The sequence below is a fragment of the Streptococcus mitis genome, from assembly GCF_002096815.1.
Taxonomy (GTDB): Bacteria; Bacillota; Bacilli; order Lactobacillales; family Streptococcaceae; genus Streptococcus; species Streptococcus mitis_AD.
On the sequence record NZ_NCVJ01000019.1, the window covers coordinates 252,215 to 268,937 of the forward strand.

Sequence of the window (16,723 nt, forward strand, 5' to 3'; positions counted from 1 at the left end):
CCTTCTGTAGTCTCTGCAGGAAGAAGGTCTTTGCCTTTTTCATCTACATATTTAACTACTAGGTTAGCTTTGTTTGCTACGTAGTTGATTGGTGTATCTTGACTTGGATCTGTTGGAATACTTGGTACTTCATATCCTTTGGTTGGATCGTTTGGATCTACTGGTTTCAACGGATTACCGTCTTTATCCTTAGGTGTGTATCCTGGCACGTACGGAAGAACTGGTTTATCCTTGCCTGGTTTGGTTGGATCTGTTGGATCGTTTGGATATTTGATTGGGTCTGTTGGTTGTCCTGGGATGTTTGGTACCCATGAACCAAGTGGCTTGTAAACATAAGTTACTGTTGAACCGTCTTTACCAATCTTACCTTTCGCTTCACCTTCTACTCGTACTAATACGTATCCGTCAATCACTTTTCCTTCTGTAGTGTACTCATCTCCTACTTTTCCTTTTGTTGTTTCTGTAGGTTTAAGTTCTTTTCCATTTTCATCTACATATTTAACTACTAGGTTAGCGTCATTTGCTTCATAGTTAATTACTGTATCTTTTCCTGGATCTGTTGGGACATTTGGTACTTCATATCCTTTAGTTGGATCGTTTGGATCTACCGGTTTAAGTGGTTGACCATTTCCATCTTTTGGAGTATATCCTGGTACATATGGTACTACTTCTGTTGGTTGTCCTGGTTTGGTTGGATCTGTTGGATCATTTGGATACTTGATTGGATTTGTTGGTTGTCCTGGGATGTTTGGAATCCATGATCCTAGTGGTTTGTATGTTACCACTTCTGTAGTGTTTTCTGAGTCTGCAGTTACTTTTGTAGTTGGTACTGTTGCTTTATCAGCTAAGTATCCTTTTACTACTGGTGACTTCACTTCAGCCAAGTCTTGAGCTGGTGTCCAATCTCCGTATGTAACCTCACCTGTAACCAAGTTAACTTTGGCTTCACGTGTGAATTTAGCTTCTTGTGTTACTGTTTTTGGAGTTCCATCTTCGTTCAATACTGGAGTTCCATCTTCGTAAACATAAGTAATTGTACGTGTGACAGTTTTGTTTAGATCTTTTTCTTCCAAACCAGCTGGGTATTTAGGTCCGTCTGGGTTGTTTGGATCAACAGGTGCCCCTGGTGTTTTTGGTTGATCTGGTGTAACTGGTACAACACGTTCTTTAAGTGTTACTTTGAACTCCTGATCAGTGTCTTTATCTTTATCGAACTTACCACCTTCTGGGTATGTATTAGATACTAATTCATATCCTTTGTTTTCAAGTTCTTTAATTTTCGCTTTTACATCAGCTTCTTTTGTTAATGGTGTATCTGAGTCACCTTCTTCAGTAATAGCGTCAACACCTGGAATTGGATTTCCTTTTTCATCTACGAAAGTAGTCTTAGCTTTTTGCGTATCCTTCACATAGTTGATTGGTGTATCCTCACCTGGGTTAGTTGGGACACTTGGTACTTCGTAACCTTTAGTTGGATCGTTTGGATCTACTGGTTTAAGTGGTTGACCATTGCCATCTTTTGGAGTGTATCCTGGTACATATGGTACTACTTCTGTTGGTTGTCCTGGTTTGGTTGGATCTGTTGGATCATTTGGATACTTAATTGGGTTTGTTGGTTGACCTGGGATGTTTGGTACCCATGAACCAAGTGATTTGTAGGTTACTACTTCCTTGATATCTTCAGAATCACCTGTTACGTTTACTACTGGTACACTTGCTTTGTCAGCTAAGAATCCTTTAACTACTGGTGATTTAACTTCAGCTAAATCTTGTGCTGGAGTCCAATCTCCATATGTAACTTCTCCTGTAACTAAATTAACTTTCGCTTCACGTGTGAATTTAGCTTCTTGTGTTACTGTTTTTGGAGTGCCGTCTTCGTTTAATACTGGAGTGCCATCTTCGTATACGTATGTAATTGTACGTGTTACTGTTTTGTTTAGATCTTTTTCTTCCAAGCCAGCTGGGTATTTAGGTCCGTCTGGGTTATTTGGATCTACTGGAGTTCCTGGTGTTTTTGGTTGATCTGGTGTAACTGGTACAACACGTTCTTTAAGTGTTACTGTGAACTCTTGGTCAGTGTCAACATCTTTATCAAAGACTCCATCTGTTGGATATGTATTAGAAACTACTTCATATCCTTTGTTCTGAGCTTCTTTGATTCTCGCAGCGATTTCATCTGCTTTTGTAAGTTTGTCTCCACCTTTACCTGTTTCAGAGATTGGCGTGTTACCTTCCACTTGCTTAACATTACCATCTTTGTCTTGGTAGACAAATGTTGTTTTAGCTTTTTGGATTGGTGAGTAAGTTACTACATATTCGTAATCTTCATCTGTTGCAGTTGTTGGCTGTACCGGAACTTTTTCTACACTTGCAATGTATCCTTCTTTTTGAGGTACTGTTACTTCTGGAAGATTTGTATCTCCAATACCTTTCCAGTTAATGTAGATTGGTTTATCATTTGAACCAATTACTGCTTTACCCTCAGCATTTGTCTTAACAGTTCCTTTATAGCTTACAGTCTGAGTCGTTGGATCAAATACTTGTTGTCCTGCAAGACCTGGTGCATCATCGGCATAAACATACTTAATTGTACGATTTACTTCTTCTACTTTTGTTTTCTTAACATAATTGTAATCTACTGGCGTAACATAAGCTGAAGCATTAAGTCCATTCTTTTTCAATTCTTCAGTAGAATATAAATCACGAGCTCTAGTGTTCGTTACACTTAATGTACCTTCAATTCCTGTTGTAGGGATGTCTGCAAGGATGTACTCTTCTTCATCCACTTCTTTTATTAATGGAGGAATATAGTCAGATACATCGTATTTTTTACCTAGGACATTAGTATTATCCTTTGTACCATCTTCATTTAACGGACGATTACCATCATATTTAGTAGTAGCATGCCCTATAATTTTACCAGTCTCAAGATCTTTAAGTCCAATTACTACTGCTCCTGTTGGTGGTTCTCCTAGAGGTGTTCCAGATGCATTGATTTCCCAACCATTTGCAACTGTTGTAGTTACATCTTCTTTTTCACCACTAATAGATGTTCCACCAGAGACCGTTAACGTAGCTGCTGTTTTATCATTCCCTGCTGTTCCACCTGTAATAAGTCCAAATTCATTATAAGTAACATTAGAGAATTCACTTGTTAAAGTTTTATCTTTAATAACTTTCTCTACACCTAAAGATTGAAGAGATAACGAGATATTAGAACCTTCTTGGATGTATCCTTCTGTTACAGTTACTTCTAATTCTGTTGGAGAGATTAGTTTTGGAGTTAATGTAAATCCACCTTCACGACCATCTTGAAGAATCCAAACATTATTTTCATTAGCTTTAACGTTTGCCCAACGGTTAGCAAGACGGTAGGTAATACTGTCTCCTTTATTAGGGTTAAGAGTTGAAGCTGTATTTAGACCATTTACAAAGTTAGTACTTCCTTGAAGTTCTTTGAATTCTGTAAATTCAGAATTAGGTAGTTTAATAGTAAATTTAGACCCTACTCCATAACGGATGTCTGAATCTGTATTAATCTCTAGAGTATCACTCTTACTTTTCAGTTCATTAGAAACATATCCTAAACCATTATTTGATCTTAATGAAGCTGATGTTCCTTGTTTTGAGAAACTTGCTTGCTGACCTTTACGTGTATAGGTATGTTCAACAACTGTTCTGCCATCGATCTTAATAGTAGCTTTATAATCTGTATCTTTTGAGATTTGCGGAGCTAAGTATCCACCACCTGATAAGTTTTCAGCACCAAATGAAACAACAGGATAATCTTTCACTTTCGCGTTCCACTCAATGTTGTAAGTATATGTACCCGTTTCATTAGCAACAGCTGGTTGTTCAGCAACACGCTGATCATAAGTCATTCCACGTTGTGTACGTTGCGCCCAATATGGTACAGATTTGTTATTGTTGTTTCCTGTTGATGTTCTATAGTCGATAGATTTAACTTTACCGATTACAGTACCATCTGCTGCAGTAATTTCTTTTCCTGCAGGGAAGGCAGCACCAAACTCAGCTAAGTTTGTAACTTCGATTTTTGTAATTGAACCTGCTTGTAAATCTGTAGTATCAATTGTTGAATCAAATCCCCATGCTTTAGGAGCTGTATTATCAGCATTCATCGTAATATAACCATTTGTTATAGATTTAACTTTTTCTCCATCTTTAACAACATCTTTACCTACGATTTTTTGGTCTTGAGTTGCTGCACCATCTAATACAGCTTCAACTTTACCTGCATGACCCGCACGTTTCATTTCAGCATAAACTGCTTCAATTGCGGCAGAAAGACGGTTCACTTGAGCTACCATCTGGTCTTTAGAAGCATCAGATGAAAGTAAACCTTTAGACGCTACTGCTTCAAGCTTCACTGTAGCAATTGCAGCTGATAATTTTTGTTTAGATGCATCATCTTTCACTTCTTTATCTGAGAAGTTTGAGGCTACTGTGCCCATAACATCAGCTTCTGAAGTCAATTGAGTAAGAACTGTCTTCACTTCATCTTGTGCTTTTTCTGTTGCAGCTTTTTCAGATGTTTCTTTGTTAGTTTTTTCTTTGTCTGCTTCTTTTTTATCAGCTTGCTCTTTATCAGATTTTTCTGTTGCAGCTTTATCGGTAACTTCTTTTTCTGCTACAGGTTTAGCTTCAGTTTTAACTTCTTCTTTTACTTCAGGTTTTTCATCTGCTTTTACAGCATCAATCTTTAATTCTGGAAGTTCCTCAACAACTGGTGTTGTTATGGCTGAATCAGGTTTCTGTTTATCAGAATTTGTAACTTCTGGAGTTTTTGTAGAAGCAGTACTTGTCTCATCAGCTTTAACAGCATTTGCTCCTAAAAGAAGAGCAGTTCCCAATAGAACACTAGCGGCACCAAAACTATACTTACGAATAGAAAAGCGCTGGGCTCTTCTACCATGGTATTTTTCCATTCTTGAATACATGTTTTCTCCTTATTTATATATATGTTGATTTAGAATACGGTTGAAGTCCTTCATATCCCCTGCCTATCCTGCTAAAGAAAGGCTTCTTTAACGAAACTACAACACAATACTCATCATTCAATTTTATCATATATTTTTAACACTAGTCAACCAAAAAGATCTATATATTCTCGCTTTTTGTATAATATTTTTGTACCCAAAATACAAAAAGAAGGAATTACCCTTCTTTTTATTATAATAACTTTTTTATTTACGGTTTGATACGGTGCAACATACGTGGGAATGGAATGGCTTCACGGATATGTTTTGTTCCTGCTGCGAAGGTTACCATACGTTCGATACCGATACCAAATCCTCCGTGAGGAACTGTACCGTATTTACGAAGGTCAAGGTAGAATTCATACTCTGTACGATCCATACCAAGTTCATCCATTTTAGCTACAAGGGCATCGTAGTCTTCCTCACGCATAGACCCACCGATGATTTCTCCATAGCCTTCTGGAGCAAGCAAGTCTGCACAAAGCACGCGCTCTGGATTTCCAGGAACTGGTTTCATGTAGAAGGCCTTGATAGCTGCTGGATAGTTCATGACAAATGTTGGCACACCAAAGTGGTTTGAGATCCAAGTTTCATGCGGTGAACCAAAGTCATCGCCATGCTCAAGATGCTCGTAGTCAGCATCTTCATCATTTTCATGTTCTTGCAAGAGGTCAATGGCTTGATCATAAGTGATGCGTTTGAATGGCTCTGCAATGTAGCGTTTCAAGAGTTCTGTATCACGTTCCAATGTTTCCAAGGCTTGAGGCGCACGATCAAGAACACCTTGTAAAAGAGCTTTTACATAAGCTTCTTGCAAGTCAAGCGACTCATCATGTGTCAAGTATGAGTACTCAGCATCCATCATCCAGAACTCAGTCAAGTGACGGCGTGTTTTTGATTTTTCAGCACGGAATACTGGACCAAAGTCAAAGACACGACCAAGGGCCATAGCACCTGCCTCTAGGTAAAGCTGACCTGATTGGCTCAAGTAAGCTGGCGTTCCGAAGTAGTCTGTTTCAAAGAGTTCAGTTGAATCTTCAGCCGCATTTCCTGAAAGGATTGGGCTATCAAACTTCATGAAGCCGTTCTTGTCGAAGAACTCATAAGTTGCATAGATAATAGCGTTACGAATTTGCATCACCGCTACTTGCTTACGAGAACGGAGCCACAAGTGACGGTTGTCCATCAAGAAGTCTGTTCCGTGTTCTTTTGGTGTGATTGGGTAGTCTTGAGATTCACCGATCACTTCGATGTCTGTAATGTCCAACTCATAGCCAAACTTAGAACGTTCGTCTTCTTTGACAATACCTGTCACATAAACAGACGTTTCTTGGCTCAAGCGTTTGATGACATCAAACTTCTCAAGCCCCACTTCTTCACCAAATTTTTCTACAAAGTTTGGTTTAAAGGCCACACCTTGGAAGAAGGCTGTTCCATCGCGCAATTGCAAGAAGGCGATTTTTCCTTTTCCTGATTTGTTGGCAACCCAAGCACCAATCGTCACTTCTTGACCAACATAGTCTTTTACATCAATAATCGTTACACGTTTTGTCATTATTTTTCCTTTTCTTTTTCTTTTATTTTTCCATAAATTCTTTCAAGCGTTTAACTGCTTCTTTAAGCGTGTCTAGGTCTGTCGCATAGCTGAGACGCACATTTTCTGGTGCTCCAAAGCCTGCTCCTGTTATGAGTGCCAAACCAACTTCCTCAAGAATAGCTGTTGTAAAGTCAGTCACATCCGTATAACCTTTCATCTCCATAGCTTTTTTGACATTTGGAAAGAGATAGAAAGCTCCTTGTGGTTTGACAACTTCAAAACCAGGGACTTCACACAAGAGTGGATAGATAGTATTGAGACGTTCTTCAAATGCTTGACGCATAACTTCCACAGAATCTTGCGGTCCAGTTAGGGCTTCCATGGTTGCATATTGTGAAACAGCAGTTAGGTTAGAAGTTGTTTGACCTGTCAATTTGCTCATAGCTGCAATGATTTCAGGATCACCTACCGCATAACCAACTCGCCAACCCGTCATGGCATAAGCCTTAGATACACCGTTGATAACAATGGTTTGCTTGCGAATTGCTTCTGATAGACTTGAGATTGGAACAAATTCATTTCCATTATAAACAAGGCGACCGTATATATCATCTGCTAAAATCAGAATGTCATGCTCAACTGCCCAATTTCCGATAGCTAGTAATTCTTCACGAGTATAGATCATACCAGTCGGATTAGATGGTGAATTGAGAACCAAAACCTTTGTCTTATCTGTCCTAACTAGTTCTAGTTGATCCACCGTAACTTTAAAATCATTGTCTTCTTTAGCTTGAACAAAAACTGGAATCCCTTCTGCCATCTTGACCTGATCTCCATAACTAACCCAGTATGGAGTTGGAATAATAACCTCATCTAAAGGATTAATTACAGCCATAAAGAAAGTATAGAGGGAGAACTTGGCACCTGTAGCAAAGGTAACCTCGTTACTTGCGACAGAATAGCCATAGTAGCGCTCGAAGTAGGTATTCACCGCAGCTTTTAATTCTGGTAGACCTGAAGCTACTGTATAGAAGGAAGCCTGTCCTTCTCGAATAGCTTTAACTGCTGCATCCTGAATATTTTCAGGAGTGTGAAAATCTGGTTGTCCCAAGGTCAAGAAAAGGACATCCTTACCTTGAGCTTTTAATTTTTTTGCTCTCGCATCACTAGCTAAAGTGACACTTTCTTCCATTTCTAAAACACGGTTGGATAGTTTCATAGGCCCTCCTTATTGACCAATGCTCCTGTTTCAAAATCTACTAGATAAAAATCAGAGCCTGACTTGACTTCCCAGATTGGCTTGTCTTGATAACGGCCAAAGGTAATCTTGTCAATCTCGCCAGCTCCTTTTTCCTTAGAAAGAGCTTCTGCTTTTTCTTGTGAAATACCCTGATTTAGCTGATAAACGTAAATCTTATGGTCATCTTTCCCAATCAGGACAGCAAGCGTTTCTTGCTGTTTATTACGTCCAAGAACGCTGTAGTAAGATTCCAAGCCATTGTATAAATCAACCTGATCAACCTGCTCTAATCCTGCATACTGCTGAGCTAATTTTTCTCCTTCACTTTTAGCTGTTTGATAGGGTTTCATGCCGAGAGAAACCAGATACAGAAAGGAAGCACTGATAACCACAAACAAAATCGTCATCCCTAGACCATACTGCCACAGTAGATTATTTTTTGCTTTATTTTGTCTTTTTTTCACTCGTCTATTTTACCATCTATTGGGCTTTATTACAAGTGAATGCAAGAACAATCGCACTTTATTTCTTCCTTCAAAGCAAACCAGAATCCAAAAAACAGTTCTTACTTTTCCAGTCGCAAGTGACTAGAGTTTCAGTAATTTTATAATTTTCAAATAAAGTCTGAGCAGATTTCTTGCAAGTTGTTTTGGATTGTTGTAATATATTCCATAACAACGAGAGAGTTCTCGGAAATTTAAGAAAAAGGAGACATATCATGTCTAAAAAAGTATTATTTATCGTCGGATCACTACGCCAAGGTTCTTTCAACCACCAAATGGCCCTCGAAGCTGAGAAAGCACTTGCTGGTAAAGCAGAAGTTAGTTACCTCGATTATTCAGCCCTTCCCCTCTTTAGCCAAGATCTTGAAGTACCAACTCATCCAGCTGTAGCTGCTGCTCGTGAAGCGGTTCTCGCTGCGGATGCTATCTGGATCTTCTCTCCAGTCTACAACTTCTCTATACCTGGAACAGTGAAGAACTTGCTCGACTGGCTATCTCGTGCCCTTGACTTGTCTGATACACGCGGCGCTTCTGCCCTTCAAGACAAGTTTGTCACCGTATCATCTGTAGCCAATGCAGGTCACGATCAACTTTTCGCAATCTACAAAGACCTCTTGCCATTTATCCGTACACAAGTCGTTGGTGATTTCACTGCTGCACGTGTCAATGACTCTGCTTGGGCAGATGGAAAATTGGTTCTCGAAGAATCAGTCCTAAACTCACTTGAGAAACAAGCTCAAGACTTGGTCGCAGCAATTCAGTAAAAAATAGATAGTTTAAAAAGTCTTTAATATCAAAATGAGCAACTTTAAATTAAAAGTTGCTCATTTTTTTGTGCTATCTAACACTATCCTATTAGTTAAATCAGTATTGACATTTTTTTAATTTAACGATGTCTTCTAGCATGACCACGAGTTCCTGGTCCAGTTCTAATCGGTTTAACTTGTTTACCTGGACGCGAAGGAACATGGTGTACTGTTCCATGATGAGGTCTCGTTAAATGCGGTTTAGGCTGAACACTTGGTTTTGGATGAGTAACAATTACGTTTGGTTTTGTAACCACTCCGACCACATGAGTATGGCTAGTAGTGCCAGTATGAATGACACTTGTCACCTCTGAATGAGTTTCGGTTTCATTTGTTGTGATAGTGACAATTGGTGTTGTTGGACCCGCTGTTGCTGCATTTGAGGTAACAGTGGTTGTCGTTGTAGTTGTAGTCGTAGCCGCTCCACCAGGAACAGGTTTTGTCTCTGTTTTCTTATTAACAGATGTTTGTGAAGAAAAATCTGTTGGTTTAATTGAAGCCAAGGCTTCAGCTGGAGTTAAGCTAGGTTTTGAATCAGTAGTCGCTACCGGTTTTGGTTGAACTACAGGTGTTGGTGTAGCTGGAGTAGATACTGCCGGTTTAACCGGTGTTACCGGTGCTGGTGCTGCTGGTTTGACCGGTATCACTGGTTTTGGTTGAACTACAGGCGCTGGCTTAACCGGAGTTGACACTGCTGGTTTGACCGGTGTTACTGGTTTTGGTTGAACTACAGGCGCTGGCTTAACCGGAGTTGACACTGCTGGTTTAACCGGTGTTACTGGTTTGACCGGTACAACGGGTTTTGCAACAATTGGTGATGATGCAACAACTGGATTCGGAACAGTCAAAACTGGTTTGATAGAAATTCCATTACCTAGACTAGAAGGAGTTGCTACAATAGTTGTTACTCCTTGTGGAGTGACATTTGGTTTATGAACAGTCGTATCTACTGACGCTACTGGTTTATCATCAATTCTTGTGATTTTCCAATTATCATAAATAATTACACCAGTAACGAGGTTAACTCTCGCCACTCTTTCAAAAACTACAGATCGAACTACATCTTTGAAAGCTTGTTTACCATCTTTTTGATATTTGTAGTGAATCGTCTGCTTGGTCATTTTTCTCAGTGTATCTAAGTTTTCAACCGATTTAGGCCAAACAGGTGTCAATGCATCTCCTGCCACCAATGGATTTCCAGCAATTGGTTTAGAATCATCTGCTGTGACAGTAACAACTTTTTCGATTAATTGAACTGAGAATACTTGATCAGTTTGTTTTTCACTGTCAAAGCGTTTATCATTAGCATTTGCAAAACCATCATGTACTAATTCATATCCTTGTTTTAGGTATTGATTAATACGATTTTTTGAATTATAAGCAATTGTTTCACCTGGAAGACCAACAACACTGTCCACATTTCCTAAAACTTTAGGACTTGTTTCTGTTTGATTAAGGTATTTAACATGCGCCTTTTGTTGAGCAACATAATCATAAACAACATGGATATCAGCCTGTGTCAAATGTCCCTTACTATTAGCAGGTGTTTGTGACAAGACATATACCACACCATCTTTTTCGAAACGCTCAGGAACTTTAGCAGTCACATCATAATTATTCCCCAACAAGTTAATGAGTTTTGTACTCTTATCATGTGGTGTATTGAATGTTTCTAAAATAGCTTGACTTGTTTTATCACGATATTGAATATCAACTTTACCAAATTTAGCTTCTTCGTACACAGCTACCACGTTGGCTTGAGATCGTGTAATCGTACCAGATGTCTTCGTATTACTATAAAAACGATCATTCTGTGCGTACTCTTTGAAGACATAATATTTACCATTTGGTGAATGTAATAAATAAGGTGCTGTGATAGATGTTGTTTGAGTTCCTTTGTTGTCTTGAACTTCTGTCTCAGTTGTATTTCTCTCCAAAGTAGCTACATAGCTAGTATCAATTTTGGTAGATGGTCTTACAGTAGTAAATTTGTCTTGAAGGATACCTCCATTTTCCACCGCTGCAATGGCAGGAAGGAGCATTTTTCCTTGAGTATCAACAAAGCGAACCGCTACATCTCCATAGACAAGGCGTCCATCTGTTTTAACCATATCTGGGTTGGCAATTTTCCAGTCAGAATCAGCAGCTTGTTCGTATTGATCTGTAAGATTTTTACCCTTGGCATCAACAACTGTCAATGTCCCTGGAACATTTGATTTAAAACCATTTCTAGCTTCATTCAGATAATTAACTGTGTGACTTGTCGGAACACGGTCAACCCCAAAGTCTTTTGTACGTAATACATAGGTTCTTCCGGCTAACATCTTTCCAGAAACGAGTTCAAAGGTTAATTCATTATCAGCAGCCTTTAGAATCTTAAATTTTGCATGTTGACCTGGTTCTTCACGAGGTGCTTCCAAAATAACATTATGGCGATTTACCCTTGTTCTTGATGTATCAGGGCTAGTATTTATCATTTCAACATTGTGGGCACCACGTTCAATAAATTCACCTACTGCAGCAAACTTATTGAATTCTGTATCATTGATACGAACAGTGAAACGGGTTCCTGCACTAAAGTTTGACTTCCATGTTCCGATACGAAGAGTGCTGTTATATGTTTTGATACTGCCATCATCATCCAACATAACATCACCTGTGAAGTTAGCTGTAGCTGGTGTATCATAAACTTTAGGTGCTCCTATATCTGTTTTAATCACAGTGTAATTCTTAGTGACTACATTTTGACCATTAACTGAAATCACACCAGTTACAGACTTATCCACGTTCACTCGAGGATAACGAATTCCACCTCTGTATTGAAGTTCAAAAGTAACATCATCTAGGCGTTCAATTTCATCAGTGAATCTGTAAGTTGCTTCAATATGACTTCCTTTGTCAACTAAATCCCATGATTCTTTTGTGTCCAGAGCAACGTCACGATCTCCACGTGAAGCCCAATATGAAAGGCTTCCAGCTTTGGCATTATCATTTTTCTGAACCAGACTCACTCGTTCTGCAAAAACTTTACCTTCAGCAACCAATTTTTGAGGAAGATTATTATCTTGTGGCAATTCCTTCAAACCAATTGTAAAGATATCCCCCTTATGATAGGCACCATTTTTAAATTTTAATTGGAAGCGATAATCAGCAATACCTGTTGAAGTTACACGGTCTGCCATATCAATTGTACCACTGGCAATAATATTTCCATTATCGATAGCTACATCTTGTGTTTGAGTCGGCGATAGACTAGCGCTAATTTTCTTGCCATATCCTGCACGTTGTAACTCAGTATACACTGTTTCGATAGCTGAATACAGTTGATTTAATTGAGTCTTAAGATTTTCTGCACTAACAGATGAATCTTTCAACAAGGCTTTTGATTGTGAAATCTGAATGGTAGCTGCCTTAACAGCTTCTTGAACCAGGGCTTTTTCTTCAGCTTTACGTTCTGCTTCCTGAGAATAACGTAAAGCGACTTGATTTAAAACTTCTGCTTCTGATACAACCTGATCAAGAGTAGTTTTTTCGACTGATTTTTCTTCTTTTACCTTTTCACTTGAAGCAGGTGAAGTAGTTTTTTCTTCACTAGGCTTAATTTCTTTAGAAGTGAATTCTTTTGAGTCAGAATTTTTTGTCTCAGCTGCTACTTTAGATTCTGCTTCCTTATTTAGAAGGGCATTGACATCTAATTCTTCTTTTTCCAAAACTGGAGCTTGAAGAGCGAAAGGCAATTCTGCTATTTTTTCCTCTGAATGTTTTTGCTTGGTCACATCTGATTTTTTAGAGACTTTTTGTTCTTCTTTTTCAGTTCGATGTGAATCTACTTTTTGTTCGTCTGCACTCACATTTGAATAAGTACCAAAAACCATCAAGGCAGCTACAGCAACAGATACTGCACCAAAACTTGATTTTCTAATGGAATACTTGTTTACCTTATTCATTTGATTCCGTTTTACTCTTGAATACATATATTTTCTCTCTAACTTTTTATGATAAAAAAGGGAGTGGAATTGATGCTGTATTGACATACATTCTCACTCCCTAAAACACTACACTTCCAATATTTTGTTGTCTAGAGTTTTGTTTTGATTTTATTCATCTCGTTTTGATTTTCCAACTAAACTGAATCCAGCAAATAGGCCAAGTACTCCTAGAACTTGAGCCATACCAGAAGAGTGACCCGCAGTTTTTGGAAGTTCTTTTTCCTCCTCTTTTGGAGCTGGGGTAGAGGTTGGAATTGGAGTTGGCGTAACTTGTGGAGTTGGGGTCGGAGTCGGAATTGGAGTTGGCGTAACTTGTGGAATTGGTTGAACATTTCTATATGTTACAGTTATAACTTGATTTTCAGTTTCTCCTGTAATTCCTTGAACCGCAGCCACTTTAGCAAGATCAGGAGTGTATCCTGCGATGGTTGGAGATACCACTTCGTCAAAACCTGTCACTCCATCTTCAGAAGCCCAAGATGTACTTGTAGTCTTACCTGTTACATTATCAATACTCAGCATACGTGAAAAGCTTACTTGTTCATGATGATCTTCACTTGCTTTTGTACCATCTTCAAATACATAATGAATCGTTCTTTCCACAACTTTTGGAGCATCTTTTTTAACAGTGATCTTATGTTTCAATAGAACCGTATATTCTTGAACTTTTGTTTCATCTGTATCAAAAGTTGCATCTGCAGGGAAACCATCTTCATGTAATAAGTACCCTTTTTCAAGCAACGATTTCAAAACAGTTTCTGTCGTATAGGCGATCTTTTCTCCTGATTTACCAGTAATATTGTCTGTATGAACGACTTCATCCTTGTTATCAACATCTATGTAACGAACAACTGCAACTTGTTCTGTCTTGACGTAAGTTACCTTTGTATCTTCACCTGGGTTTTCAGGTGTAACACTTGTACGCTCTGGTTTGTAGCCTACAATTTCAGGTACTGCTGTTTCTCCAGCTTTACGAGGATCATTTGCATCATTCAGGTATTGGGGTTGAGGAGCATTTGCAATTACATTTCCAGAAGCATCTACTGGAATGATTTTACCCAAAGCTTTATAGGTAACTGTATCTGTTGCTTTTGGTAAATCTGGCGTAACTGTCTTAGCACCAGCTTCTGCTTTATCAGCGAAATACCCTGTCACAACAGGTACTTTAACTGTTCCATAGGTATGGTCCTTATTTTCCCAAGTTGTTTCTTTAGTCGCTTCATTATATGATCCCTTGAAGACAAAATCATTTTGCACATTATCTTTAGGAGTTGCAGAACCTGCACCAGTAAAGCTTACAGTTTGCTCAGTTTCCTTAGTTAATGAATCAATAATTTCGTTATATGTTACAAAGGTATCTTTTCCGATGCGATCAGGATCAGATTCGTCATTTGGTTCGATTGTCTTGTCAACAATATTATATCCCCAAACAGTTGGTTGCTCGTTATTTAATACATGGAATTTTGGAGCTTCAGGAATTTTTGTTTCTGCTGCTTTTGTTGCATCGTTTGGATCATTATCATAGTACTTATAGAGAGCGTCTTCAATGTTTTGTACAACCTCTCCTTGTTTATTGATATATTGTCCTTTATTATTGACTGCTACAATACGTCCCATTTCTTTCAAGTCAACATTAACTTCTGTATCTTGAGGAGAATTTGGATTAACCTCCATCGTCCCTACTTTATTTACAGTAGCATAAAATTTTGGTGTAACAGGAGTTCGTACAGCTTTGAACACTGCATTCACGGATGAATTTGCTTCTGAATTAGTTGAACTATCTGGTTTTGCTGCAGCAGCGCGCTTACCTCTAGATGAACGGCGTACAGAACGCTCACCATTTTCAGTCACAGTTAAGCCTACTGGAGACACTTGAGAATTATTAACTTGTGTAGCTAAAAGATTCTCTGAAACTGGAGCTACTTCTGACAAAGCTCGTCTGCTTCTAGATGATCTAGCAACTCTTGATTCACCATTATTCGTAACTGATGGTTGAGATGCTACTGGAGCTACAACATCTTGGTTCTTAATTCCAGTAATCTTCCATTGTTCATAATGGATATCACCAGATACCAAATTCACAAGAGCATTTCTTTCATAGCTGATATGTTGATCAATTGTTCCATATGCAGCTTTTCCATTTTTAAGGTAACGGAAGTTAATACGGCGACTTATTGTTTGAGTCAATTTCTCCATTCTCTCAACAGTGCCTGGCCAATTTGGTGTATTTGGTTGTCCCGGATTGACTGGGGTGTTGGGTTGCGGTTTAGGATCTTTCGGTGTTACACGTTCGATACGTTCTGAAAGGGTTACAGTGTAGACTTGGTCACGTGCTGTATCGTAGTCATAAACCTTCGCACCACCTGATGTGAATTCATCGCTGACAAGGTTATAGCCTTGTTTCTTGAATTCTGTGATTTGACTTGTTGTGCTGTAGGCAATGGCTTCACCTGACTTACCTGTCACTTCATCTGTTGTGAGAACACGGTTACCGTTAGTGCTTACATAACGGATAACAGCTTTTTGGGCATCCTTACGATAAGTGACTGTTTCAACACGGTCTTGGTCTTTAGCTTGAACTCCACTTACAGCTGGGATTTCTGATTTATCCGCTGTGTAACCTGCGATAGTTGGCGATACCACTTTATCAAACGTATCATCATTAGTTGTCCAGTCTTGGAAGAAAATTTGACCAGTCACTAGGTTAATACGACTCCAACGTTTAAAGTTCAGTGTTTCAACCACATCATCCTTAGCCTTGCTTCCATCTTCGTAAACGTAATGGATGGTACGGCTAACACTTTCCTTGTTATCCAAATCATGGACACTAGCTGGCCAACGTGGGCTATCTGGTTGTCCTGGATTGACTGGGGTGTTTGGTTGTGGAGTTGGGTTATCTGGGTTAACTGGTTCAACACGTTCTGAAAGGGTTACAGTGTAGACTTGGTCACGTGCTGTATCGTAGTCATAAACCTTCGCACCACCTGATGTGAATTCATCGCTGACAAGGTTATAGCCTTGTTTCTTGAATTCTGTGATTTGACTTGTTGTGCTGTAGGCAATGGCTTCACCTGACTTACCTGTCACTTCATCTGTTGTGAGAACACGGTTACCGTTAGTGCTTACATAACGGATAACAGCTTTTTGAGCATCCTTACGATAAGTAACTGTTTCAACACGGTCTTGGTCTTTAGCTTGAACTCCACTTACAGCTGGGATTTCTGATTTATCCGCTGTGTAACCTGCGATAGTTGGAGATACCACTTTATCAAACGTATCATCATTAGTTGTCCAGTCTTGGAAGTCGATATGACCTGTTACCAAGTTGACATTGCTCCAACGTTTGAAGTTCAGTGTTTCAACCACATCATCCTTAGCCTTGCTTCCATCTTCGTAAACGTAATGGATAGTACGGCTAACACTTTCCTTGTTATCCAAGTTTTCAACTGTTCCTGGCCAACGTGGGCTATCTGGTTGTCCTGGATTGACTGGGGTGTTTGGTTGTGGAGTTGGGTTATCTGGGTTAACTGGTTCAACACGTTCTGAAAGGGTTACAGTGTAGACTTGGTCACGTGCTGTATCGTAGTCATAAACCTTCGCACCACCTGCTGTGAATTCATCGCTAACAAGCTTGTAGCCTTGTTTCTTGAA

General features: G+C 39.1%; 7 protein-coding genes. 1 reads left to right on the forward strand and 6 read right to left on the reverse strand.

All coding sequences use genetic code 11. The features are described from left to right. From B7696_RS05270 to B7696_RS05285, 4 genes are all read right to left on the reverse strand, one after another. On the reverse strand, positions 1–4,958 hold a 4,958-nt coding region (locus B7696_RS05270), incomplete at its 3' end, for a mucin-binding protein (RefSeq protein WP_084862581.1). 250 nt (positions 4,959–5,208) lie between these two features. Next, complete coding sequence (asnS, locus tag B7696_RS05275) at positions 5,209–6,552, reverse strand: asparagine--tRNA ligase (RefSeq protein WP_000167160.1); 1,344 nt, start codon at positions 6,550–6,552, stop codon at positions 5,209–5,211. Positions 6,553–6,574: 22 nt separating this feature from the next. After that, on the reverse strand, positions 6,575–7,753 hold the full coding sequence (locus B7696_RS05280) for a pyridoxal phosphate-dependent aminotransferase (protein WP_084862567.1): 1,179 nt from the start codon (positions 7,751–7,753) through the stop codon (positions 6,575–6,577). Next, positions 7,750–8,238, reverse strand: coding sequence for a cell wall elongation regulator TseB-like domain-containing protein (locus tag B7696_RS05285; RefSeq protein WP_192856286.1), 489 nt, complete (start codon positions 8,236–8,238; stop codon positions 7,750–7,752). The genes B7696_RS05280 and B7696_RS05285 overlap by 4 nt, the downstream gene beginning before the upstream one ends. Positions 8,239–8,492: 254 nt before the next feature. Here B7696_RS05285 and B7696_RS05290 point away from each other — a divergent pair, with 254 nt between their 5' ends. Then, a complete protein-coding gene (locus tag B7696_RS05290; RefSeq protein ID WP_033689136.1) occupies positions 8,493–9,041 on the forward strand; it encodes an NADPH-dependent FMN reductase in 549 nt (182 codons plus the stop codon). Between the two features lie 122 nt (positions 9,042–9,163). On the opposite strand, the gene B7696_RS05295 is transcribed toward B7696_RS05290, so the two are convergent. Continuing rightward, positions 9,164–13,030 carry a mucin-binding protein gene (locus B7696_RS05295; RefSeq protein ID WP_084862569.1) on the reverse strand — a complete coding sequence of 1,289 codons (3,867 nt, stop codon included), beginning with the start codon at positions 13,028–13,030 and terminating at the stop codon, positions 9,164–9,166. A 150-nt stretch (positions 13,031–13,180) separates the two neighbouring features. Beyond that, the coding region (locus tag B7696_RS10325; protein WP_419991682.1) for a mucin-binding protein at positions 13,181–16,723 on the reverse strand (3,543 nt) is incomplete at its 5' end.